General features: G+C 51.6%; 20 protein-coding genes. 5 read left to right on the forward strand and 15 right to left on the reverse strand.

Annotated features, from left to right (window positions below):
• Position 1: 1 nt before the first annotated feature.
• Together rfbA and rfbB are read right to left on the reverse strand one after the other, a co-directional pair.
• Positions 2 to 889: a glucose-1-phosphate thymidylyltransferase RfbA gene (gene rfbA / locus ACVBEF_RS09635; RefSeq protein WP_447123719.1), complete on the reverse strand. Its 888-nt coding sequence runs from the start codon at positions 887 to 889 to the stop codon at positions 2 to 4.
• Positions 886 to 1968, reverse strand: a complete 1083-nt coding sequence (gene rfbB / locus ACVBEF_RS09640) for a dTDP-glucose 4,6-dehydratase (RefSeq protein WP_447123720.1) — start codon at positions 1966 to 1968, stop codon at positions 886 to 888. Before rfbB ends, rfbA begins: the two co-directional genes overlap by 4 nt.
• A 550-nt stretch (positions 1969 to 2518) precedes the next feature.
• On the opposite strand from rfbB, the gene ACVBEF_RS09645 reads away from it, so the two are divergent.
• Positions 2519 to 3352 (forward strand): symmetrical bis(5'-nucleosyl)-tetraphosphatase, encoded by an 834-nt coding sequence (locus ACVBEF_RS09645; RefSeq protein ID WP_447123721.1) that lies wholly within the window; start codon positions 2519 to 2521, stop codon positions 3350 to 3352.
• A gap of 14 nt (positions 3353 to 3366) precedes the next feature.
• On the opposite strand, the gene ACVBEF_RS09650 is transcribed toward ACVBEF_RS09645, so the two are convergent.
• From ACVBEF_RS09650 to ACVBEF_RS09680, 7 genes are all read right to left on the reverse strand, one after another.
• Positions 3367 to 4137, reverse strand: a complete 771-nt coding sequence (locus tag ACVBEF_RS09650) for a lysophospholipid acyltransferase family protein (protein ID WP_447123722.1) — start codon at positions 4135 to 4137, stop codon at positions 3367 to 3369.
• Positions 4134 to 5423 carry a dihydroorotase gene (locus ACVBEF_RS09655; RefSeq protein ID WP_447123723.1) on the reverse strand — a complete coding sequence of 430 codons (1290 nt, stop codon included), beginning with the start codon at positions 5421 to 5423 and terminating at the stop codon, positions 4134 to 4136. Before ACVBEF_RS09655 ends, ACVBEF_RS09650 begins: the two co-directional genes overlap by 4 nt.
• Positions 5420 to 5626, reverse strand: a complete 207-nt coding sequence (locus tag ACVBEF_RS09660) for a GIY-YIG nuclease family protein (RefSeq protein WP_447123738.1) — start codon at positions 5624 to 5626, stop codon at positions 5420 to 5422. Before ACVBEF_RS09660 ends, ACVBEF_RS09655 begins: the two co-directional genes overlap by 4 nt.
• Before the next feature lie 205 nt (positions 5627 to 5831).
• On the reverse strand, positions 5832 to 6791 hold the full coding sequence (locus ACVBEF_RS09665; RefSeq protein WP_447123724.1) for an aspartate carbamoyltransferase catalytic subunit: 960 nt from the start codon (positions 6789 to 6791) through the stop codon (positions 5832 to 5834).
• A complete protein-coding gene (gene pyrR, locus ACVBEF_RS09670) occupies positions 6784 to 7305 on the reverse strand; it encodes a bifunctional pyr operon transcriptional regulator/uracil phosphoribosyltransferase PyrR (RefSeq protein WP_447123725.1) in 522 nt (173 codons plus the stop codon). The genes ACVBEF_RS09665 and pyrR overlap by 8 nt, the downstream gene beginning before the upstream one ends.
• 56 nt (positions 7306 to 7361) lie before the next feature.
• Positions 7362 to 7745, reverse strand: a complete 384-nt coding sequence (gene ruvX, locus ACVBEF_RS09675; protein ID WP_447123726.1) for a Holliday junction resolvase RuvX — start codon at positions 7743 to 7745, stop codon at positions 7362 to 7364.
• A gap of 33 nt (positions 7746 to 7778) precedes the next feature.
• Positions 7779 to 8474 (reverse strand): YqgE/AlgH family protein, encoded by a 696-nt coding sequence (locus tag ACVBEF_RS09680; protein ID WP_447123739.1) that lies wholly within the window; start codon positions 8472 to 8474, stop codon positions 7779 to 7781.
• A 200-nt stretch (positions 8475 to 8674) separates the two neighbouring features.
• Here ACVBEF_RS09680 and ACVBEF_RS09685 point away from each other — a divergent pair, with 200 nt between their 5' ends.
• Positions 8675 to 10165, forward strand: a complete 1491-nt coding sequence (locus ACVBEF_RS09685) for a cryptochrome/photolyase family protein (protein WP_447123727.1) — start codon at positions 8675 to 8677, stop codon at positions 10163 to 10165.
• A 55-nt stretch (positions 10166 to 10220) separates the two neighbouring features.
• On the opposite strand, the gene ACVBEF_RS09690 is transcribed toward ACVBEF_RS09685, so the two are convergent.
• The 6 genes from ACVBEF_RS09690 to ACVBEF_RS09715 all read right to left on the reverse strand — a co-directional run bounded on the left by ACVBEF_RS09690 (position 10221) and on the right by ACVBEF_RS09715 (position 20380).
• Positions 10221 to 15872 (reverse strand): Hpt domain-containing protein, encoded by a 5652-nt coding sequence (locus tag ACVBEF_RS09690; protein WP_447123728.1) that lies wholly within the window; start codon positions 15870 to 15872, stop codon positions 10221 to 10223.
• Positions 15873 to 16050: 178 nt separating this feature from the next.
• Positions 16051 to 18402: a methyl-accepting chemotaxis protein gene (locus ACVBEF_RS09695; RefSeq protein ID WP_447123729.1), complete on the reverse strand. Its 2352-nt coding sequence runs from the start codon at positions 18400 to 18402 to the stop codon at positions 16051 to 16053.
• Positions 18403 to 18495: 93 nt separating this feature from the next.
• Entirely contained in the window at positions 18496 to 19101 is a 606-nt protein-coding gene (locus tag ACVBEF_RS09700; protein ID WP_447123730.1) for a chemotaxis protein CheW, read from the reverse strand.
• Positions 19102 to 19117: 16 nt separating this feature from the next.
• Positions 19118 to 19483, reverse strand: a complete 366-nt coding sequence (locus ACVBEF_RS09705; protein WP_447123731.1) for a response regulator — start codon at positions 19481 to 19483, stop codon at positions 19118 to 19120.
• Between the two features lie 38 nt (positions 19484 to 19521).
• Positions 19522 to 19983: a response regulator gene (locus ACVBEF_RS09710; protein WP_447123732.1), complete on the reverse strand. Its 462-nt coding sequence runs from the start codon at positions 19981 to 19983 to the stop codon at positions 19522 to 19524.
• Positions 19984 to 20227: 244 nt separating this feature from the next.
• Positions 20228 to 20380: a rubredoxin gene (locus ACVBEF_RS09715; protein WP_447123740.1), complete on the reverse strand. Its 153-nt coding sequence runs from the start codon at positions 20378 to 20380 to the stop codon at positions 20228 to 20230.
• A gap of 113 nt (positions 20381 to 20493) precedes the next feature.
• Here ACVBEF_RS09715 and thiD point away from each other — a divergent pair, with 113 nt between their 5' ends.
• From thiD to ACVBEF_RS09730, 3 genes are all read left to right on the forward strand, one after another.
• Positions 20494 to 21357, forward strand: coding sequence for a bifunctional hydroxymethylpyrimidine kinase/phosphomethylpyrimidine kinase (thiD, locus tag ACVBEF_RS09720; RefSeq protein WP_447123733.1), 864 nt, complete (start codon positions 20494 to 20496; stop codon positions 21355 to 21357).
• Positions 21358 to 21559: 202 nt separating this feature from the next.
• Positions 21560 to 22846, forward strand: a complete 1287-nt coding sequence (gene hemL, locus ACVBEF_RS09725; RefSeq protein ID WP_447123734.1) for a glutamate-1-semialdehyde 2,1-aminomutase — start codon at positions 21560 to 21562, stop codon at positions 22844 to 22846.
• A gap of 114 nt (positions 22847 to 22960) precedes the next feature.
• Positions 22961 to 23180, forward strand: a 220-nt coding sequence (locus ACVBEF_RS09730) for a hypothetical protein (RefSeq protein WP_447123735.1), incomplete at its 3' end; no start/stop codon positions are given.

Below are 23180 nucleotides of genomic sequence, written 5' to 3' on the forward strand. Positions count from 1 at the left end.
TCTAGAACACCTTGTCTTTTAGTAAGCCCAATAAATATTGCCCATAACCATTTTTCCTCAACGGCTGCGCTAATGCCTCAAGTTGAGATGGACTAATATAACCTCTACGATAAGCAATCTCTTCAGGACATGCTACTTTCAGGCCTTGCCGGTTTTCTATAGTAGCAATGAATTGCCCCGCCTCCAGAAGTGATTCATGGGTACCGGTATCAAGCCATGCCATCCCCCGTCCCATTAACTCGACATTGAGCTGGTTACGTCCCAAGTAGATCCGGTTTACATCAGTAATCTCTAACTCTCCACGAGCCGATGGCAAAATGCCAGCAGCAATACCACATACTTCCTGATCGTAAAAATACAATCCTGTAACTGCATAATTAGACTTTGGCTGTTCTGGTTTTTCCTCAATACTGACTACACGACGCTGACTATTAAACTCAACTACACCATAACGCTCAGGATCATTCACATGGTAAGCAAATACAGTGGCACCTGAGGTACGGGCCGATGCGATCCGTAATTGATTTTCAAAATCATGCCCGTAATAAATATTATCCCCAAGGATTAGTGCGGAAGGTCCATCTCCGATAAAATCGCGTCCTATAACAAATGCTTGTGCCAACCCGTCCGGTGTTGGTTGTATCGCATAAGTTAACTGAAGTCCCCATTGACTACCGTCACCGAGCAACTCTTGGAAACGCGGCGTATCCTGCGGTGTAGATATAATTAACATTTCGCGAATACCGGCTAACATTAATGTCGTCAGCGGATAATAAATCATCGGTTTATCGTAAACCGGTAATAACTGTTTAGATACGGCCATCGTAACCGGATATAAACGCGTACCAGAACCGCCTGCGAGAATAATACCTTTGCGCGCTATGGTCATGAAAGAATCTCCTCGCCTGCTTTACGCTGGCTATAATTCTGCTCTACCCATTTTAGATAATCGCCTGACTGGACATTATTCACCCAAGGCTGATTCTCCAAATACCACTGCACCGTCTTGCGAATACCTGTTTCAAAAGTCTCCACTGGCTTCCAGCCTAATTCTCGTTCAATTTTGCGTGCATCGATAGCATAACGACGATCATGGCCTGGTCGATCAGTGACATACGTAATTTGCTCGCGATAACTGCCATTACTTTTAGGATCGAGTTCATCAAGAATGTCGCATAAGACATGGATCACATCCAGGTTTGCTTTCTCGTTCCAGCCACCAATGTTATAGACCTCGCCCGGCGCTCCTGCTTCCAACACGCGGCGAATTGCAGCGCAATGGTCGCTGACATAAAGCCAGTCACGCACTTGTTGGCCGTCGCCGTAAATCGGTAATGGTTTGCCTGCACGGGCGTTGGTAATGATTAGGGGAATGAGTTTTTCGGGGAAGTGATAAGGGCCGTAATTGTTCGAGCAATTGGTGGTGAGAGTCGGTAAGCCGTAAGTGTGATGATATGACCGCACGAGATGGTCGGATGCGGCTTTGGATGCCGAATAGGGGCTGTTCGGCGCATATTGGCTGGTTTCTGTGAACGGCGCATCGTCAGGGCCAAGTGTGCCGTATACCTCGTCGGTAGAAACGTGCAGAAAGCGAAAAGTAGCTTTGTCGTTCGCAGGTAATGCTGACCAATATGCACGTACCGCCTCTAGTAAACTGAAGGTGCCATTGATATTGGTTTCAATGAATGCAGCAGGACCATGGATTGAACGATCGACATGACTTTCAGCGGCGAAGTGAAGAATAGCACGCGGCTGATATTGCGCCAGAAGTGCGGCCACCTGCGCAGTATCACCGATGTCACCTTTTACAAAAATATGACGTGGATCGGAATTAATTCCAGCGAGGTTATTAATATTACCTGCATAGGTAAGTTTATCGAAATTAATTACTGGCTCATTGCTTTGCACAAGCCAGTCAAGTACAAAATTGGAACCAATAAATCCAGCTCCGCCAGTAACTAAAATCATATTTTTATCCTAAGTACGTTTAAACAAGAGCTGGCTAATCACGGCGAAAGAAATTCGCATGTAGTCACATGTAACTACCTAATTTTTAGCAACCGTTATTATCCTCTTTTATCGAAAAATTAAAGTGTCAAAAAAACACTTTATGCCGAATTCCCGCGCAAAAGGCCGCTAATGTAACATTTTATTGCAAAATAGCAAAAAAATGTTACACAAAAATGGTGTTTTTAATAATCATTAAAATAAAGTTTTTATGTAATGATAAGAATGTTATTTGTTAAATTAATTTTTTATTGCATTTGCATTTAAATCAATTATTCCTAGTCATTAATCGATATATTTATATAGCACAATTCAATACACAACTAAGATCAATAAAGTATTTTCATATTGCTCAGACTAATGTTGTAACTAAACATTACATTAAAGGCTAAATAAATAGAATATACCTTCGAGAAGTCGATTCATAATAAGTCCAACTTACGCAGAACACATTTGAATGCCCTCTACAATGACGCATTCGAGTTCAAATAAAATCAAAATTCCAAAATTCATGACAACTGACAACGCCAATACTTACGCCATCGGCGACCTGCAAGGCTGCTACCAAAGCCTGGTCACATTACTAACCAGCATTGACGCAGCCACACCGAACGCCAGATTGATTTTTGTTGGTGACCTGGTCAATCGGGGGCCGGATTCGCTGGCGACCTTACGACTGATACGCTCCCTTGGTGATCGTGCGCAGACAGTTCTTGGCAACCATGATTTGCATTTATTAGCAGCGGCGCATGGAATTCGTAAATTGCATCGGCAGGATACGCTTACCCAAGTGCTTGATGCGCCAGACAGGGAAGAATTGCTAGAGTGGTTACGGCGGCGTCCGCTGGCATTATTTGAGGATGGTCATTTGGTGTTGCACGCGGGGGTTTTACCGCAATGGTCAGCACCTCAGACCCTGGCGCTGGCACGAGAAGTTGAGACTGTCTTGCAAGGGCCAAATTGGGTTGCGTTTCTGCGTGAAATGGTCGGCAGCGAACCGACGCGCTGGGATGATCGCCTGCAAGGCAATGAGCGTTTGCGTTGCATCGTCAATGCGCTGACCAGAGTGCGGTTTTGTAGCGAGGATGGAACGATGGAATTGACGGCAAAGGAAAGTAGCGGCGCGTCTCTGCCCGGTTATTTACCGTGGTTCGATGCCCCCGGGCGCAAAACTGCTGACGTTACCGTAGTATTTGGGCATTGGTCCACCTTGGGCCTGACGCTTCGGCCAAATCTGATTGGCTTAGATACTGGTTGCGTATGGGGTGGAAAATTGACGGCTGTGCGATTTAAGGACCGGGCATTGTTTCAGGTGACTTGTCCGCAGGCGCAAAAACCGGGCTAAGCAAATCGATCAATCTAACTTACAGCGGTTGCCAGGCTAGCAGTCTTTTCCGCTAACTCTTGCCCCAAAGCCTCGGCAATCGCTGCATGCGCAATCGTTGCCAAATCACGCCGATGCATGCCTGCTGTATCAATCGGAGCGAGTTGAATCAACTCAGCCTTCATTGGCGGTGCTTTCATAATGGCAATCATGCTCCCGGCAAAGGTCATGTCACCGATAAAATCTGCGGCTGAATGTAAATTGCCGTCTGAGTCCACATAACGTAATGCATACGGTTGAATCGGGACATGCGCGTCGACTGCGGCCTCGAACAAATTGGCATGAAAAGGCAATATTGCGCCTTGTGCGGCGGTCGTGCCTTCGGGGAAAAAAGCAACGCGTTCACCTGCGTGAATGCTGCTAACAAGTCCCTGAAAAATCCGACGTACATCGCGTTGTTTGCCACGAGCAATAAAAATAGTATCGGCCTGCGCGCACAGCCAGCCAATGAATGGCCAGTCGCGGATATCTGACTTGGCGACGAAACGGCAAGGCTGGGTCGAGTTGATCACAAAAATATCCAACCATGAAACATGATTGGCAATGATCAATGCCGGAGATGCGGCTTCCTTTGCGCCGGGATTTTGAACCTCAACGGTTACCCTGCAAATGGCCAATACCTTTACCGACCAGCGCCGAATCCACCAATGACGTCCGGCAGCATCCGTGAACGGAAATATGACCGCGCAGATCAACAAGCCCACAAATAGATGGGCAATTATCCTCAGCAATCGATAAGCGATCATGCGCGCTCATAAGCAACATGACCGGCGACGATGGTGGCTTTTACTTGCCCCGTCAGTTCATAACCCAAAAACGGCGTGTGTTTGCCCTGACTCGCCAAACTCTTTGCCTCTACTACCCAACGCACAGCCGGATCGAACAGGCAGATATCGGCAACACTACCGATCCCCAATTGACCGGCAGGCAGACCAGCAACGCGTGCCGCATCGTTGGTGATTTTTGCCAATGCCCGGCTCAGTGGTTGTTCTGAAGATGCGACGTTTTCCTCGGCCCATTTCAGCGCCAGTGACAACAACAACTCAAGGCCGGTAGCGCCCGGTGTTGCCTCACCAAACGGCAGCAATTTCTCATCATCATCGACCGGCGTATGGTCCGAGCAAATCGCGTCTATCGTGCCGTCAAGCAATCCTAATCGAATCGCATCGCGGTCGCGTTGTGAGCGAAATGGCGGGGTCATACGCGCATTCGAATCAAAGAAACCGATATCAATTTCGGTCATATGGACGTGATGCGCACCGACGTCGCAGGTAATCGGCAAGCCTTCCTTTTTTGCCTGACGCACCAAGGCAACACCTGGGCCTGATGAAATCCGGCACAGATGGACGCGTGCACCGGTGGCGCGAACCAACTCAAAAATCGTATGCAGCCGAATCGTTTCCGCCATGACCGGTACACCAGCTAGCCCCAGACGCGATGCTACCGGGCCGCTATTGGCGATGCCATCATGGCCCAGATATGGATCTTGGGGGCGCAGCCAGACGGTGTAATTAAATGTTTGCGCGTATTGCAAAGCACGCAGTAGCACGGTGGTGTCCAGAATCGGCGCATCTGCTTGCGCGAAACCGATGCAACCGGCATCAGTCAATTCGGCCATTTCCGTCAATTCACGGCCTTTCAGCCCCACCGTCAACGCGCCCAGCGGATAAACGTGGGCTTGATTGAGCGACTTGGCGCGATACTTCAGCATCTCGACCAAACCGGGCTCATCAAGCACCGGATCGGTGTCCGGCGGACAGACCAGACTCGTCACGCCGCCGTGCATTGCGGCTTGCATTTCGGACTCTAGCGTGGCTTTATATTCATAACCGGGTTCACGTAACCGGGCGCTTAAATCGACTAAGCCGGGGGCCACGATCAGGCCGCTGGCATCGATTGTTTTGTTGGCAGTGAAGTCCGCTGGCGGCTGGCCGATACCGACAATCTTGCCGCTGGCGATGTAGACATCTTGCCTGGCGTCAATGCCATTTGCAGGATCGATTAAGTGGCCGTTTTTAATGTGCAGTTTCATGTTTTAGTTTTCTTAGCGAGACGTTTCAACGCCACAAAGTCATTCATTATCCATGCTTCTTTTTTTGCGCGATTCCAGCCTTTGAGTTGCATTTCAGCGGTCAATGCTTCTTCGCGTGTAGGAAAGCTTTCCGTCTTGAGCAAGGTAACGGGCAACCTTTTAGATGTATATCCAACGATCTCAGCCGATTGATGTTGGGCAATTCTTTACTCAATATTGTCCGTATGGCCTACGTAATAACTGCCGTCTGAACATCGGAGTACATAGGTGTAAAAAGCCATGCCGTTTATCTCAAATATATAGATACCGTTCGTCCTGAGTAGCGCAGCGTATCGAAGGATGCTTAGGCCAACAATGACTTCGATACGCTGCGCTACTCAGTCCGAACGGTAATTATTAATTTTTGAATCAGTTTCCAGCCAGAATACTCATCACCGCCATCCGTACCGCGATCCCGAAGGTCACTTGCGGCAAAATCACAGCTTGCGCACCATCGGCGACGGCGGAATCAATTTCAACCCCGCGATTCATCGGTCCCGGATGCATCACAATCGCGTCAGGCTTCGCCAGCGCCAGACGCTCTGGTGTCAGGCCGTAACTCTTGAAAAATTCTTGCGCCGATGGCAGCAACGCACCGGTCATGCGTTCGTTTTGCAGACGCAGCATGATGATGACGTCCACGCCTTTCAAGCCTTCGTTCATATCGGTAAATACCCGCACACCCATTTGCTCTAAGCCGCTTGGCAGCAAGGTGCGCGGACCAATGGCACGCACTTCTGGCACGCCCAGAGTTGTCAGGCCATGAATGTCGGAGCGGGCAACGCGACTGTGCAAAATATCGCCGACAATCGCCACCGTCAGATTGGTGAAATCTTTTTTGTAGTGACGAATCGTGTACATGTCGAGCAGGCCCTGCGTCGGATGTGCATGACGACCATCGCCGGCGTTGACGACGTGTACGTGCGACTGTTTGGTATCAATCAGATGCTTGGCGATCAAATACGGCGCGCCGGATTGCGAATGGCGCACCACGAACATGTCGGCGTGCATAGCGGCCAGATTGTCGATGGTGTCGAGCAGTGATTCGCCCTTGCTGGCGCTGGAAGCGGAAATGTTGAGATTAATGACATCGGCCGACAGCCGCTTGGATGCAATCTCAAAAGTCGTACGCGTGCGGGTGGAGTTTTCAAAGAACAGGTTGAAGACGCTTTTGCCACGCATCAACGGGACTTTTTTGACGTCACGGTCGCTAATGCCGACAAACGAAGACGCTGTATCGAGAATATGCGTGACCACCGATGTCGGCAGGCCTTCGATAGTCAGCAAATGTTGCAGTTCGCCGTTTTTATTGAGTTGGGGATTAAGCATGGAGTTGCACCGTCAGTGAGAGTTCGCCATTGTCGGCGCGTTGAAGTTCAATTGATTCGCCAGCGATCAGGGTCACTGTATCGGCAACAAAGTCGGCACTGATCGGCAATTCACGCCCGCCGCGATCGACCAATGCCGCGAGCATGATTTTTGCCGGACGGCCATAGTCGAACAATTCATTGATCGCGGCACGGGTTGTGCGCCCGGTGTAAAGCACGTCGTCCACCAACAAAATGGTGGCACCGTTGACGTCGAATCCAATCTGGGTCGGCTTGATATCGGTGCGCAATCCCTTTTCGGCAAAGTCATCGCGATAAAAGGAGACGTCGATAAAGCCTAGTCGGCTTTGGTCAGTCAGTTTTAGCGCCGCCATCAAGCGCTCGGCAAGCCAGGCACCGCCCGAATAAATGCCGACCACGGCGACCTTGTCAGCGTTGGCTAAACCAGCAATGACCTGGGTTTCCAATGTTCGATAAAGCGCTTCGGCGTCGTACTGTGGGAGTGCTGTTGTCATAAATTCTTTTTATCCATATCAATCTGGTGAATCATCATTCAGGTCGGCTAGCAGCCCTAGCCCACACCATCGAAATATTGCTGCAAGATAATCGCCGCAGCCTGATCGTCTATCAACTCACCACGCTGATGCGGGATCACTGCCGATGAATAGCGCTCATCAACGAGGATGGTGGCGACGCCATAGCGTCCCTGCAATTGATTGGCAAAACGACGGCAACGCACGCTCATTTCATGGGTTTCACCGTCTGGATGCAATGGCAAGCCGACGATGCAACGCGCCGGTTGCCATTCTTTGATGAGGGCTGCAATTTCGATAAATTTGGCATCATTGCTGATCGCGCTGATGATGGTCAGAGGCTGGGCCTGTTTCAGCAAGGTATTGCCGACGGCTACGCCCACGCGTTTGAGGCCAAAATCAAAGCCGAGTACGGTTTCCATTAACGGTGCGCCAATGCAGTTACCAGAATAAACTCACGCACGACCGGATTCCCCAGTCAGCATATAAGGATCAATGCCGAGCAATTTAAGGGCCGCGACAAAACGCTCCGCAATCGGCAAATCGAAAATAATAGACGGATCGGCGGCGACGGTGAGCCAGCCATTGCGAGCAATTTCATCCTCCAACTGCCCCGCTTCCCAGCCAGAACAGCCCAGACTAACCATCAATTGCGCCGGACCGATGCCGTGGGCGACCTCTTCGAGCACATCTTTGGAGGTGGTCATGGCAATCTGATCGGTGACTTTGAGTGTTGATGAATAGTTTTTCAACGGCGAATGCAACACAAAACCGCGCTCAACTTGCACCGGGCCGCCGAACATAACCGGACGGGCCGATATCAGATCGCCAAATTTCGCGCTGCTATCAGAATACGCTGCGGCATGCGTATGCTGGGGGGCGATTTCAAGCTTCAGATCAATGCGCTCAAAGAGTACGTCCATCGTCATGTCAGTGGGTTTGTTAATCACCACGCCTAGCGCGCCGTTGGCGTTGTGCTCGCATAAATACACGACCGCGCCGCCGAATATCGGGTCGCGCATGGTCGGCATAGCTATGAGGAAATGGTTCGTCAGATTGAGCGCCGGATCCGGCAATGCGGAAGTCGCCGTCGGATTGTCGGAGGCAGAGGATGCTTCGGTTTTTTTGGGTTGCTTAGCCATGGGCGACATTTTATCAGTTTGTGTGTGACTATCTTGCTTTGAATAGCGACTGCGCTCGCGTACAGTAGCGTGTTTTTCTATCAAGACAATTGTCCGCAACTGATAGGCAACTGATAGGCAACTTACTACGCGGCAATCTTGCAAATAGCGGTTTTGATCAGTTTTCGACACTCCTCACTGTTTCCCCACTCTTTAGGTTCCCTGCCGATATGCATCAATTTGACAATTCTTTGGTCTGGTTTCGTCGTGATTTGCGCGTATTCGATCATGCCGCATTGCATCACGCCCTGAAAACCAGCCGTGCCGTGTTTTGCGTGTTCGTATTTGACACCGATATTTTGCAACCGTTGCGTGATGCCGGACTAAAAGCCGACCGCCGGATTGAATTCATTCATGCCAGCATCAACGAGTTAGATGCGGAGCTGCGCAAATTGGGTGGCGCGCTGATCGTGCGGCACGGTTCGGCAGCTGCAGAGATCAGCACTTTGGTAGCCGAGCTGGATATTAAGGCGGTATTCACCAATCGTGACTACGAACCGCAAGCCGTTGCCCGCGATAGCGCCGTAGCCACTGCCCTGGCAAAACAAGACTGCGCCTGGCATAGCTATAAAGATCAGGTCATTTTTGAAATCGACGAAGTACTGTCGCTATCGGCCAAACCTTTTTCGGTCTTTACGCCCTATAAAAATGCCTGGATGAAACGTCTGGCCGCCGCCGATGGCGAGTTTTTCCTTAAACCGTATCCGATCACGCCCTACGCCGCACAGTTAGCCGCGCTACCGGCGCAACACGACCGAGCGCACCCGTCGCTAGCCGAATTGGGATTTGAGCCTACTAATTTGAGCACCTTAAAAATTCCCACCGGCATTTCAGGCGCGGAACAATTGCTCGAAGATTTCATGCCGCGCATGGGCGATTACCAGGCCACGCGGAATTTCCCGGCGGTAAAGGGACCATCTTATCTGTCAATGCATTTACGCTTTGGGACTATTTCAATCAGAACGATGGCGCGCAACGCCTATCAAACTCTGCGTCAAGGCGTCGAAGGCAGCGGTGCAGCGGTATGGTTATCCGAATTGGTCTGGCGCGACTTCTATTTCATGATCCTGCATCACCATCCCCACGTCGCCCAACGCGCCTTCAAACCGGACTACGATGCGATTCAATGGGAAACCGGCGAGCCTGCGCAAGCGGCTTTTCAGGCTTGGTGCGATGGCCGCACTGGCTATCCCTTAGTCGATGCCGCCATGCTGCAAATCAATCAAACCGGTTACATGCACAATCGGCTGCGCATGGTCGTTGCCTCATTTTTAATCAAAGATCTCGGTATCGACTGGCGCTGGGGCGAGGCCTACTTTGCCGCCCAACTCAATGACTTCGACCTGGCCGCCAACAATGGTGGCTGGCAATGGGCAGCGTCATCGGGCTGCGACGCCCAGCCCTATTTCCGCATCTTCAATCCCATTACCCAATCGGAAAAATTCGATAGCGAAGGCAAATTTATCCGCCGCTATTTACCCCAGTTAGCCAACCTCAGCAACAAAGCGATCCATGCTCCGTGGCTGGCCACCCCAATCGAATTACAGGCTGCGGGAATCAAGCTGGGTGTCGATTATCCGCGCCCGTTGATTCAACACGACGAAGCGCGCAAACTAACACTGGCACGCTATGCGGTGGTGAAGAAAGTGACGCTGGAATAAAAAATCGTCAGGATCGGCTTACCCGGTCCTGACAACGTATTTCACTCAAACAGCATTACAGCGCCGCCGCTTCCCCATGAACAAACCCGGCAACCATGCGCAGTAAAACATCTTCCTGATACGGCTTGCCGAGATAATCATTGACCCCCAGCTCCATTGCATAGGTCCGATGTTTAGCCGCTGTGCGGGACGTAATCATGATGATCGGGATGTGACGGGTACGCTCATCATTGCGAATATTGCGTGTCAAATCAAAGCCATCCATACGTGGCATTTCAATATCCACCAGCATGACGTCAGGCGACATCGCCTGCAATTGCTGGAGCGCATCGATACCGTCTTTTGCCAACACGACCTGATAACCTTCACGCGACAACAAACGCTGCGTGACCCGCCGCACGGTCAGAGAGTCATCGACCACCATCACGATCTTTTGGACACGCAATCCTTGTATCGGACCAGCGCTATCGTTCGGCGTGCCGAAGTTAGCAACCGCCCCAATGGTCTGAGCTTCTGACATGGCAATTGCAGCGATATCGACCGTCGCAGTCCGTGTTGAGCGCCGCTCTTGCGCATAACGCAGCGCTAACGGCACCGGATTCAAAATCAACACAATCTCACCAGAACCTAATACCGTCGCGCCGACAATGCCGATTAAGCGCGACAATTGCGGGCCGATATTTTTGACCACTACTTCGCGGTTACCCACAATGTCATCCACATGAATCGCTACGCGGTCATTGCCGCTGCGCAGAATGATGATGGGCGAATATTGCTGGGCTACCGGTGTCACCTGATGCTGGCCCAACAGTGCCGACGCATAATGCAAAGGTACTTTTTGGTCTTGCCAAACTACCGCGCCATCGTTGTAAGCACTGGCTAGCGCAGTCGCTTTCAATTGTTGGACTTGCTCAACCAGCGCTGACGGTACGGCGTACGTATTACCACCGGTCGAAAAAATCACCACTTGAGTAACGGCCAGCGTGAGCGGCAAATGAATCGTGAAATGGGTGCCCTTGCCAGCCTCACTGAAAACCGCGACACGTCCGCCGAGTGCTGCTGCCTCGGAGCGTACGACATCCATACCGACGCCACGACCAGCCAGGTTGGTGAGCTCAGCAACAGTAGTAAAGCCGGGTTTGAAAATCAAATCCGTCGTCTCAACGTCAGACAGTTGTTGATCGACCTCTAACAACCCAACCAATCTGGCCTTGTCACGAATCTGCGACAGATTTAACCCTTGCCCATCATCGGATAAATGAATCAGTACTTCGTTACCGTCCTGACGAATTTCAATTTTCAGCTCGCCGATATCGCTCTTACCCGCCGCCCGCCGCAGCTCTCGGCTTTCAATCCCATGGACGATTGCGTTGCGCAACAAATGCTCAAACGGCCCGACCATCTTTTCCAGAACGCTGCGATCAATTTCGACCGTGCCACCACGAATATCGAGACTCACGCGCTTATCGAGTTCTTTCGCCACCTGTCGGGTCATGCGATATAAACGTTCCGCAATGCTGGCAAACTGGACCATGCGTACATGCATCAAATCCTGCTGCAAATCGCGGGTCAGGCGTCCCTGCGTAACAAGGTCGGTATTGACGTCATCGACTGTTTTGGTCAGCGTTTTTTGTAGCGAGGAAACGTCACTGACACTCTCGGCCATCATCCGCGTCAATTCCTGCAAGCGCGTAAAACGATCGAACTCAAGAGGGTCAAACTCCCGCTCGCCAGCCAAGGTCATACGCGATGACATCTGGGTTTCTGCCTGAATTTCAATCTCACGCAACTGGCCGCGCAAACGGTCCACGTTTTCGGTCAGATCGAGTAAGGATTGTTGCAATGTACCGACGCCGGACTCCAGCCGCGAGCGGGCAATCGATACTTCACCGGCCTGATTGACGAACCGATCGAGCACCTCTGCATTGACCCGAACCTGCGCTACGGGAAGCGTGTTGGCAGGAGAAAATGCGGCCGTCGCGATGGATGTCGTCGCCAGCGCGCTTGCAGGATTGTAACTATTAAAGTGCGTATCAGATTGCACAAGCGCAGTTGGTTGCCCATGCTGGAGGCTCTCAAACATCTGCACGCCATGATCATAATGTGCGAGCAATCCATCAATAACGTGGGGCGATGGCGTAGCACCGTACAAGGTTGCTTCGATGTGACTTTCCATCTCATGCATATGCTGGCCCAACATCATCGCACCGGCCATGCGCGCGCTACCTTTGATGGTGTGTAAATGACGCAAAATGGCTTGCGCAGTCTCGACTGGAATCGGGCTTGGCTGCAGATCTTGGGCATCAACATTGTCAGCATCGTCGACATGATGACTGGAGACGGTTGCCATCTTCTGCCAGCTACGCAATGCACTTTCGATGTGCGTAAGGATGTCGCGCCCCTCCTCCAAAAAGACAGGCAGTAAATCAACGTCAATCTCGTCGCGCAAAGTCAGACCGTGATCAAACTCTATCGGTGCCGGAATGGGAGAGGTGAACGCTTGCGGTGTGACTATTGACGGTAACGTAGTCTGCGAGGGCGATTGAGGCGGGATTGAATAGGCATCGTCATCGTCAATCCGGACTTCGTGCCCATTTCGTACACTATGCATACTATCGAGCATACCCACCAACTCTGGCTCGTAATACGGAATGTCGCTTTGTGCAAATTGCTGCAACATCCATTTAGCACGCACCACTGCCGTATCAATTAAGTCGAATTCCTCCTCGTGTATCGGCATTGGTTGCAAGGCCATGCGCTGCAGCAGCATTTCTAACGCATGCGCAATATCACGTAATGGCGCAAAGCCAACAGTGGCAGAACTGCCGGCAAGGGAATGTGCGGCATGAATGGCATATACCGTAACCGGCCGCTCCGGTTCATGCCGCCACTCAGCAAAATCTTGCGCTAACAGACGCACCAACTGATCTGTCTCCGCCAGATAAATGTTGTAGAGCGGGAGGCTGATAAACAAGTCGCCAATACGTTTAATACTGTCGTCTTGCCGTACTTCCTGCAATCCGGGAAAACTGATGATTTCTGCGCTGGCAGCGATGGCAACCTGGCTGGCTGACGTTGTGTCTTCTGGCGATGCAGAGAAATGCGTGTGATCGGCAAAGAGCGCCATATCAGCGTCGGACAACACCACTTCTTCGGCCTGTGTTGGCAAAAACGGCAGGTCCGCGACTTCGTCCATGAGATCGGTGGCGTGAGTAGATTCGGTGGCCGATTCGACCAACAAAAACGTCTCGCCATCGCGCACCTGTTGCGCGTACTCAGCCAATATCTGCGCAGTCCGTATTGAGACGCCATCGTTACTGACTTCTTTAACCCAATCGCCCAGAAACATCACCGCATGATCGAGTAATGCATATACATCCGGCGTACCGGATCTGGTCTCGGTCAGCCACAGATTAAGCACCTCCTCAACGCTCCATGCAGCGTCGCCAAATGCGCGCATGCCGATCATTCGGCTACTACCTTTGAGCGTATGGAAGGCACGTCGCAAGACCACCAGATGACCCTGATCAGCGGGGGCCAGCCGTGCTTGCGGAACTGTCTCGCGCACGCACTTTAAGACTTCCTCGGCCTCGCAAAGGAAGATTTCCAGCAACTCGGCATCGGCCTGTGCTTCGGTCACCTGCGCAGGTGCCGACAATAGCAATTCGGGTATATTTTCTTCGACGCTCGGCAGATCCAAGAGCGACAAAGATGGCACTGCCGCATGATCGATGCTACCGGAATATTGAGCGACTTCTCCGATAGCTGCATCGGTCTGGGCTGATGGCGACGGCTGACCGATCAGCGTTACAGACTCCGGCAACGGCGCTGACGCAGAATGCCGTTCCAGCAAATTGACCCGAAATACGCCATGTTGCGCGTCGAAATTCAAGTGAATAGGTTGTGCGCCAGTGGCATTAACGCCATCAGACGTATCGGATTGATGCCAGATCGTTTCAACATAGAAGCTCAGCGCTCCGATGTTTTGCGCAATCAGTTCAAAATCCTGCTGCCCGGGCGGGATGGCATCGCTCTGACTGTCAATACCATCGGCGTGCGCAAACTGGTGCAGCGTCGTGCGTGTATGGATCACAACAGCGAGTGCATCGGGTTGCTCTTGTATCGCAAGTGCGCCTTCAATCTGATGCAAAACATGGTCAATCTGTGCCAGTACTTCGTGCTTTTCTGGCGCACTAAAATACTCGTCTAGCATTTTTTCGACGTAACGCAAGCTGGTTAATATTTCGCCAGCGAGAACTTTAACGATCGTTTTTTGCTGCACTTCGCGATAAATGTCGTCCTGCCAGGGTGCTGGCTCGGACGGGGCTTCGCCCGACATGATGGCTAACAGACGCGCCGTCATCGTATCGGCATGCTGAGAAAAATGTTCCGGTGAACGGTTAATGTGCGCCAGCGCATTTTCAACAAACAGCAAACTCTTCGCCATCTCCAGCCCCATCGGATCGCCCGGATTAGCGTGAGCGGCATGTTGCGCAATATCACTTAATTCGCACAATAATTTACACAAGGACGGCGCATTTAGTTTACTGCCAAGGTCGCTTAAGCTACGCATTTCCTGCGCAAACTCTTGTATCAGCCGGGCATCATTTGAGACGCTCACGGCCAGCCGATCCCAGATGTTTTTGGCGCGTGCCAGATGTTCTTTTGCAGCACGCAAAGCTTCTGAATTGACCTGACCGTAATGACGCGTCTGAAAGTCGGTCGGAACCACGCCACCCAGCCGATAGATGTGGCGAATCTGCGCGTTGTGGGCCGAGGGATTTTGTATCCCTGCAATAAAAAATAAAGCATCGCGCAGTAGCCGCTCAGAGGTGCTGTGCGAACCCTGACTTAAGCGCCGTAGCTGCAAATTAATGCGCGCAAACAACTGCTTCACATACAACTCATTCGGTACGTGTCCATTGGCTACACCATCGGCGAAACCTTGCATGACCCACCAAAAGGCACGGGATTGCTGGCTATCCTGGACTTGCTCGACCTCGGCAATAACGGCCTGCATGAGCGCGGCATTGGCACACTCGACGGCACTATTGGCGCTCTTCAAAAATGGCAACAACGCCATCTCAAAACGCTTGCGCAAGGGCTGATAATCGATAGGCTGATGTGCGTTTTCAGCGTTTGTAGCATTTGTATTTGCAGTGAGCGCAAATTGCGGACGGATCGTGAGATCAGGGAAAAACAGATCGGCGGGATGAATTCTGTCGGCACCGCGAATTTCCAGCAGCGCCTTGTAATACGGAAACAGTTTGACTGGCTGATGCACGCCGCCCGAGAGCAATTCTTCCAAATATTCGATCAGGGCCTCATAGGCATGTTGAATGCTTTGTACATGGTCAACGGAGAGTGCGTTCACGCCGAGAGCCTGTTCCGATTGTGCCCGTTCCAGCAACTCTTCAACAGTTTCTGTGAGGATCGTGACACCGTCTATATCGACCATCTGCAATGCACCGTGGGCTTGATGCAAATACGTTTTGGCGTAATGGAGGGCGGTTGTTTTATCGTACGGCGGCGCAGTCAGGCTCACGACCTGATGCGCTGAAACGGCGACATCTGGGTTCGATAAATGCTGTAGAGCGTTGATAGATTGCCCGAGTGCTTCGCGTATTTCGCTCATTACCCAAGACAACGGCCCGGTATCGACAGATGCCGTGAAGACTTCGGAAGGCTGGGGGAAATCGGTGGTCATGACTACCTCATCGGTTCTAAAGGGATGCAATCCGGCGCTAGCATCAGGTGTACCGATTAATACGGCCTGATAGATAGCGCCTGATCATGCTTGAGGTAAGTGGATGAACCAAATACGCCAACTACACCAACTACGTTGTGTATCTTTGCAGACGCCCGAAAGCAGATAGAAAACGTCTTTAATTGGTGATACGAAAACGCGATACAGAACTCTTCAAATCTTCCGCAAGTTTGGATAGTTCCCGAATTGACACTGCAGTCTGACTCGTCCCTTCCCGTGTTTTTTCGGTTACTAAAAGAATATTCTGGATGTTAGTGGCGACCCCGTTGGCTGAGTTGGCCTGCTGTTCGGTCGCTAACGAAATATTTTGAATCAGTTCAGCCAGGCGGTTCGAGACGCGACTGATATCCGACAAAGCCGCACCAGCGGCGTCGGACAGCTTGGCTCCCTCGACCACACCCTGGGTTGATTTTTCCATCGCGACGACGGCGTCGTGGGTATCGGTTTGAATCGTGCGCACCAGCGCGCCTATCTGTTTAGTGGCCGCACCAGAGCGCTCTGCGAGACGCTGAACTTCCTCTGCCACGACCGAGAAACCGCGACCGGCTTCGCCTGCGGACGCAGCCTGAATCGCCGCATTTAACGCCAGCACGTTGGTCTGTTCGGTAATGTCTGAAATGAGCTCGGTGATTTCACCAATTTCCTGGGACGACTCACCGAGGCGTTTGATGCGCTTTGAGGTTTCCTGAATCTGCTCACGAATGTCGTTCATACCGGTGATGGCGTTTTCCACCGCTTTCGCGCCCTCTTCCGCAGCGTTCACCGATTGGCGCGCAACATCCACCGAGGCGCTGGCAGACTTGGAGACATCGTTAATCTGCGTTGCCATTTCCAGCACCGCTTCCGAGGTTTCCCGAATATCGCGCGATTGCTTTTGCGAAGCTTCCAGTAATTCAATCGACACGGTTTGCGCCTGGTCGGACGCGGTCGTCACTTGCTGCGCCGTAGCGGTCACGCGTCCGACCAGTCCGCGCAACTCTTCCACCGTGTAATTGACCGAGTCGGCAATCGCACCGGTAATATCTTCGGAAACGGTGGCCTGCACGGTCAAGTCACCATCGGCGACCTCTTGCAACTCGTTCATCAAGCGCAAAATCGCGGCCTGATTCTGATCGTTGACGGTACTTGCATCGACTTCTTGCTTGATCGCTTGCAAACGCTGGCTCTCTGCTTCAAGCCGACGCATATCGGCTTCGTATGTGCGCCGACGGCCGTCCTGAACCTGCACCCAACCGATGCCAGCAGCAGCCTGCAGAGTGAGTAATGCCGACGCCAGCATCAACCAGAATGAGGCGCTTTGCGTGTCCTGCGCAGTACGGTAACTATCTTGCAATGTACTCAGACGTTGCTTCAATAGTTCGTTTTCGGTAAAAATCAATTGCTCGGACTGTTTCGCCGAGACAAAATTTTGCATGTTGCTCAGAACCCGTCCGACGGCGACCTGATATTGCGTAAAGTTATTTTGCAACTCGATCAATTTTTGGCGTTCGTCCTCATTTCTGGACGCGGGCAGACGCAATACGTCGCTTCCGTTCAAAAATCCGTTGACGATGTCGCGGAAGGTATTGGTGTCCTTACCGAGCAAAAAGGCGGTTTCGGGATTCACCCCTTCAGAAGTCAGAAATTCATTGGCGCTGCGTGCCAGACGCTGCGTGAGCATGACCAATTGGGATGAGGCCGATATTTCACGCGGGCTAGCACCACCGGAGGATTTCAGCGTGGCGATTTGTTCGGATAAATCAAGTAATACGGGAGAAATACTATTGAGCTTTTGCAACGTCTGGCCAAAGCCGGACAATTCTTTTTGCAGCTTGAGAATCGTCCCGGCGGCCTTATCAGTATTCAACCAGACTTTCTGCACACTTGCCACTGCGGGAGCCATTTCTGCAGCAGGCGACGGGATGTCGTTGCCTTTATATAGCCCACCCTTGATTAAGACGTGCAAATCCTGATTGAATGCGTTACGGCTGTCAGCCAATTGCTTAAATGCTTCAGAATTACCCTGAATCGCATTTGGTGTTGCCTTACCTATCCGCTGGGAATGCATCAATGCATCGCCGGCGATTTGCGTCTGGGTCGCGCTCAGCTTTGTATCCTTGATGTTGAATGACAAAAAGGCAATTGTTAACGCCAGCCCCCCACCCAGCACGATCAATAGAGTCCGCACTTGCTGCTGTTGCGGCAATTTACCAATCAATGGCAATGGTTTGTCTTGATACGCTGGGATGGACTCTTTTGGCGTATCTGGTGCATTTGGTGCATTCGTTGTTTCTGTCGGAAATGACACCGATTGATGATTCTCAAGCTGATTCTCAGGCTGATTTGCAGACTGGTAAGTTGCGTTGGTTACCATCGGCATGGCTACTACTGGCGATGCAACGTCAGTACCCGATTCTTGACCAAAAGCCTCACCGCCTTCGATTTGCTCTTCTTTCACCCCTTTGTACAGGGGCGGTAGTTTAAACACCATTACAGAATCTCCTGATTGCCAATTCGATCCATCGTGCCGACGTCATCTGACGACAAGCAACTGGACTCTTCACTGTTGAACTCATACGCGAACTCATACGCCCACATGCAAAAACCGCGGGTCCTGTACAACCTGTGCCAGCTTAAGCTCAGTCCAGAGCTGCGACTCGCTATCAACGTACCTTGCGGGACTTGTTGCCACCAAGTCAGCCGCTTCGTTGCCGCCCTCCTGCGGTGTCGACTGCAATACCATTTCTGCGACATTACGCAAACCGAGTACACGCCTGACCAGCAACGCGCTATTAAATGCCAACGTCGTCGAAAATGCGACTATGCGCGTGTCTTTGTCGATCACCGTCAGCGGCTGACCTTGAAAGCGGGCGAAGTCGACAACGCTAATCAACGCCCCTCGGATATTGGTCAGTCCGAGATACCAATCTTGCGTCAGCGGTACTTTGGTGAGGCTGTCAACGGTGGTAATCTCGCCCGCTTCTTGCAAACTGAGTAACCAACGCTGCTCGCCAATCAATAACCCTAATTGATTGTGATTAGTCTGTGCGCCGCTACGCGCAGCTTGCATCCGTTCCAGCAAATGCGTTTGAAACTCACGCAAACGACTACGCCTCGTTTCTACACTAGCGCTAGCGCCAGAGTCAGCGTCGCGCTGGTGGTCCGGATTTGACGGCTTTATTTGACTCATTGGGTGTGATCTGGCGTTAGCCGAGTGCGGCGATCTTTGCCAGCAACTCCTGCGGATTGATCGGCTTGACGAGATAATCTCGCGCGCCCTGACGCAAACCCCAGATGCGATCTGTTTCCAGACCCTTGCTGCTGCAAATAATGATGGGGATGTCTTGCAAGTCCGCATCACGCGAAATGGAGCGCGTTACCTGAAAGCCATTCTGACCGGGCATCACAATATCCATCAGAATCACATCTGGCTTATCCGCTTTAATCTTATCGATCACGCCGTCACCGCTCTCAGAGGTGGAAACGGTGTACCCGCCCTTCACCAGAATCTCTGTCAAAACATAACGCTCAGTAGCAGAGTCGTCTACCACGAGCACCTTTTGTATGGCCATGTTGAACCTTTACTTCAATTAGATCGGATTAAATTAGATTAGATACCAGCCGGGATATCCACTGGCGTGACCGGTAGCGCCGATGGCGCTGATATCGTTTGAGCCCCAGTGAATGTCTGGGTATGTTGACGTACAGCCTTGAGCAGACTGTCTTTGGTAAATGGTTTGGTCAAATACGCGTCAGAACCAACCATGGTGCCCCTGGCGCGATCAAACAGGCCGTCTTTGGAAGAGAGCATGATCACGGGCGTCGCATGGAATTTGTCGCTTTTTTTGATGAGCGCACAAGTCTGATAGCCGTCTAGTCGTGGCATCAAAATGTCGCAAAAAATGACAGACGGCTTATGGTCGTTGATTTTGGCAAGCGCATCAAAGCCGTCATCGGCCAAAATCACCTGATAACCAGCCTGATTCAAAAATATTTCGGCCGAACGGCGTATGGTGCTGCTGTCATCAATCACCATAATTTTCAGGCTGGCGGTGCCAAGCGGTAGTGTCATGAAGTCTCGTCCCAACCCAATGTAATTTCCCAAATGACTGTAACAAAGTTCAAGATACTTTAGAACAACATTCCCTCGGGCGATTCATCTACTGTGGTTTTTTTAAAGGAGACTAGCCTCTAACAAAATTGATCTTATTGACAATCAATAATTGGCATGTTGATTAACCCGAATGGGATTCACAAAAAACAATTAACTTGTCATTTACAACATCATGCCGGAGCCATCCTACAACCTGAAAATCTTACATCACCACCATTTCAAAATCTTCCTTGCGCGCGCCGCATTCCGGGCAGGTCCAGTTCATCGGCACATCGTCCCACAAGGTCCCGGCGGCGATGCCTTCTTCAGGCAATCCGGCCTCTTCGTCATAAATCCAGCCGCAAATCAGACACATCCAGGTTTTATATGCGGTTTTTGATGCTTCGTTCGGTGTTTCATTGGTATTGCTCACGGCGACGACCCTTCAATCAAGTAAAATGCAAAGTCGGATATCTTAATCTAACCGCCGTGCAAAACCTAACTTCTCCTCTTATATTGACATTCGGCGTAGCCGATCCCGTTGGCGCAGCCGGAATTCAGGCTGATCTTGCCACATTTTCATCGATGGGCTGTCACGGCTTATCGGTCATTACCTCTATTTTGATCGGCGATACTGCGCGTATCGAAGACACCCAGCACATTGATGCAGACTGGGTGGCCGACCAGGCCCGCGTTCTGCTCGAAGATATGCCGGTAGCGGTCTTCAAGGTCGGTGCCATCGGCAGTATCGAAAGCGTCTCGGTGATCGCAGAAATCGTCTCCGACTATCCCGATATTCCATTAATTCTCGATCCCTTCCTCTCGGCCATGCCAGATCAGGGACAAGAAAGCGAAGACCTGCTGACCGCAATGCGCGAATTATTGATCCCGCAAAGCACCGTCGTCGTCTTGTCCGCCGTAGAATTATCGCGAATGGCAGAGACCTGGCGTGAACCATCGTCAGCAGACCTCTCCACTCTGGACGCAATGCACCTCATCGAACTCGGTTGTGAATATCTGTTCGTCACAGGAACCCCTAGCAGCGCAGCAGAAGTCAGCAACACCCTCTTCAACGATACCGGGATAGTGCGCCAAGACAGCTGGGCACGCGTTTTCGGGTCTTTTAGCGGCGCAGGTACCACCCTCTCGGCAGCCATCGCTGCGTCGCTGGCCAATGGACTCGATGTTGCTGAAGCCGTCGCGGAAGCGCAGGAATTCACCTTCGCAGCAGTCACGGCCGGGCAACGCTTAGGGATGGGAAAACTTGTCCCAGATCGCTTTTTCTGGGCACGTGATGATGTGCAGGATGGGCTTCTCGATGAAAATCAAGAAATTCCGGCAGATCCGTCATAGTTCCGCCAAAAACGCAGGCGCATTCTTAATGCTATTCAGTTAATCTAGTTAACCGTTCGGGCTGAGTAGCCCATCAGGCGTATCGAAATCAGCTCTGATGCAGGTGCGCCTTCGATACGCTTCGCTACTCAGTACGAACGGTTTCTTAACTGAACAGCATTAGAGGTGCATTCTCCTCTTTTTAAATTGACGCATACCAAATATGACTTCACATAACGATACCCTGTTCGCCCGAGCGCAATTGACAACTCCGGGCGGCGTCAATTCACCGGTACGGGCTTTTCGCTCCGTCGGCGGCACGCCACGCTTCATTACCAGGGCGCAAGGCCCCTATTTCTGGGATGCGGATGATCGCCGCTATATCGATTACATCGGCTCTTGGGGCCCGGCCATCGTTGGCCACGCCCACCCAAGCGTCATCAAAGCCGTGCAAGAAGCTGCTGCTCGCGGCTTAAGCTTTGGCGCGCCGACCGAAGGCGAAATCTTAATTGCCGAAGAAATTTGCAAACTAGTCCCCTCGATTGAGCAAGTCCGTCTGGTCTCCAGCGGCACCGAAGCCACCATGAGCGCCCTACGTCTGGCCCGTGGCGCAACCGGTCGCGACAAAATCGTCAAGTTTGAAGGCTGCTATCACGGCCATGCCGATTCATTGCTAGTCAAAGCCGGCAGCGGCTTACTGACCTTTGGCAATCCGACCTCATCGGGCGTCCCGGCAGACTTTGTTAAACACACACTGGTGCTTGATTACAACAACGTCGCGCAGCTAGAAGACGCGTTTGAAAACATGGGTGACCAAATCGCCTGCGTGATCGTCGAGCCAGTTGCCGGCAACATGAATTTGATCCGCGCCACGCCCGAATTTCTCCAGGCAATGCGCAGTCTTTGCACCAAACACGGCGCGATCCTGATTTTTGATGAAGTGATGTGCGGCTTCCGCGTCGCTTTGGGCGGAGCGCAAGCGCTGTATCAAATTGCACCGGACATCACTGCATTAGGCAAAGTCATCGGCGGCGGCTTGCCTGTGGCGGCTTTTGGCGGACGGGCCGATTTGATGCAACATCTCGCCCCGCTAGGCGGCGTGTATCAAGCCGGTACGCTGTCCGGCAATCCGGTCGCGGTAGCCGCTGGCATGACGACATTAAAGCTGATTCAGGAGCCGGGTTTTTACGAACACCTCAGCGCGCAAACCCTCAAATTAACCCAGGGCCTGACGCAAGCGGCGGCTGATGCTGGTATTGCATTTTGCGCCGATGCCATCGGCGGCATGTTCGGTCTGTACTTCGCCAAAGAAGTGCCGACGACTTTTGCCGAAATGATGGCGATCGACAAAGATCAGTTCAACACTTTCTTCCATGCGATGCTCGATGCCGGTGTTTATTTAGCACCGTCTGCATTCGAGGCAGGTTTTGTCTCTGCGCAGCATGATGATGCGGTTATCGCAGCAACGATAGCAGCAGCGCGTGGCGCATTTGCAGCATTGGCGCACTAAACTCAGAGAACGACAATCAAGCTGGATTACAACATTTAACTCAGCCTCGATAAAATAAAAAACGACGATAAAGTTTTTAGCTTTACCGTCGTTTTTAGCCATTAAGCGGCATACATGATGTTATTTATCCCAACTTCGGACGCACATCAACGTTTCAGGAAAAATTCAAGCAAATCTGCATCACATTCTGAAGCAGCCATCAACAACTACGTATACCCCATCGCTCCCCCATGCCTGGTGCGCTTTCGCGATAGCTTGGCGCTCGTTAATCGCCCAAAAGGCTCCGTCGTGGAGTCCATTCTCTTCTCCATTGTTGGTATTTGTATGTCCTGTG

The sequence above is a fragment of the Glaciimonas sp. GG7 genome, from assembly GCF_052976905.1.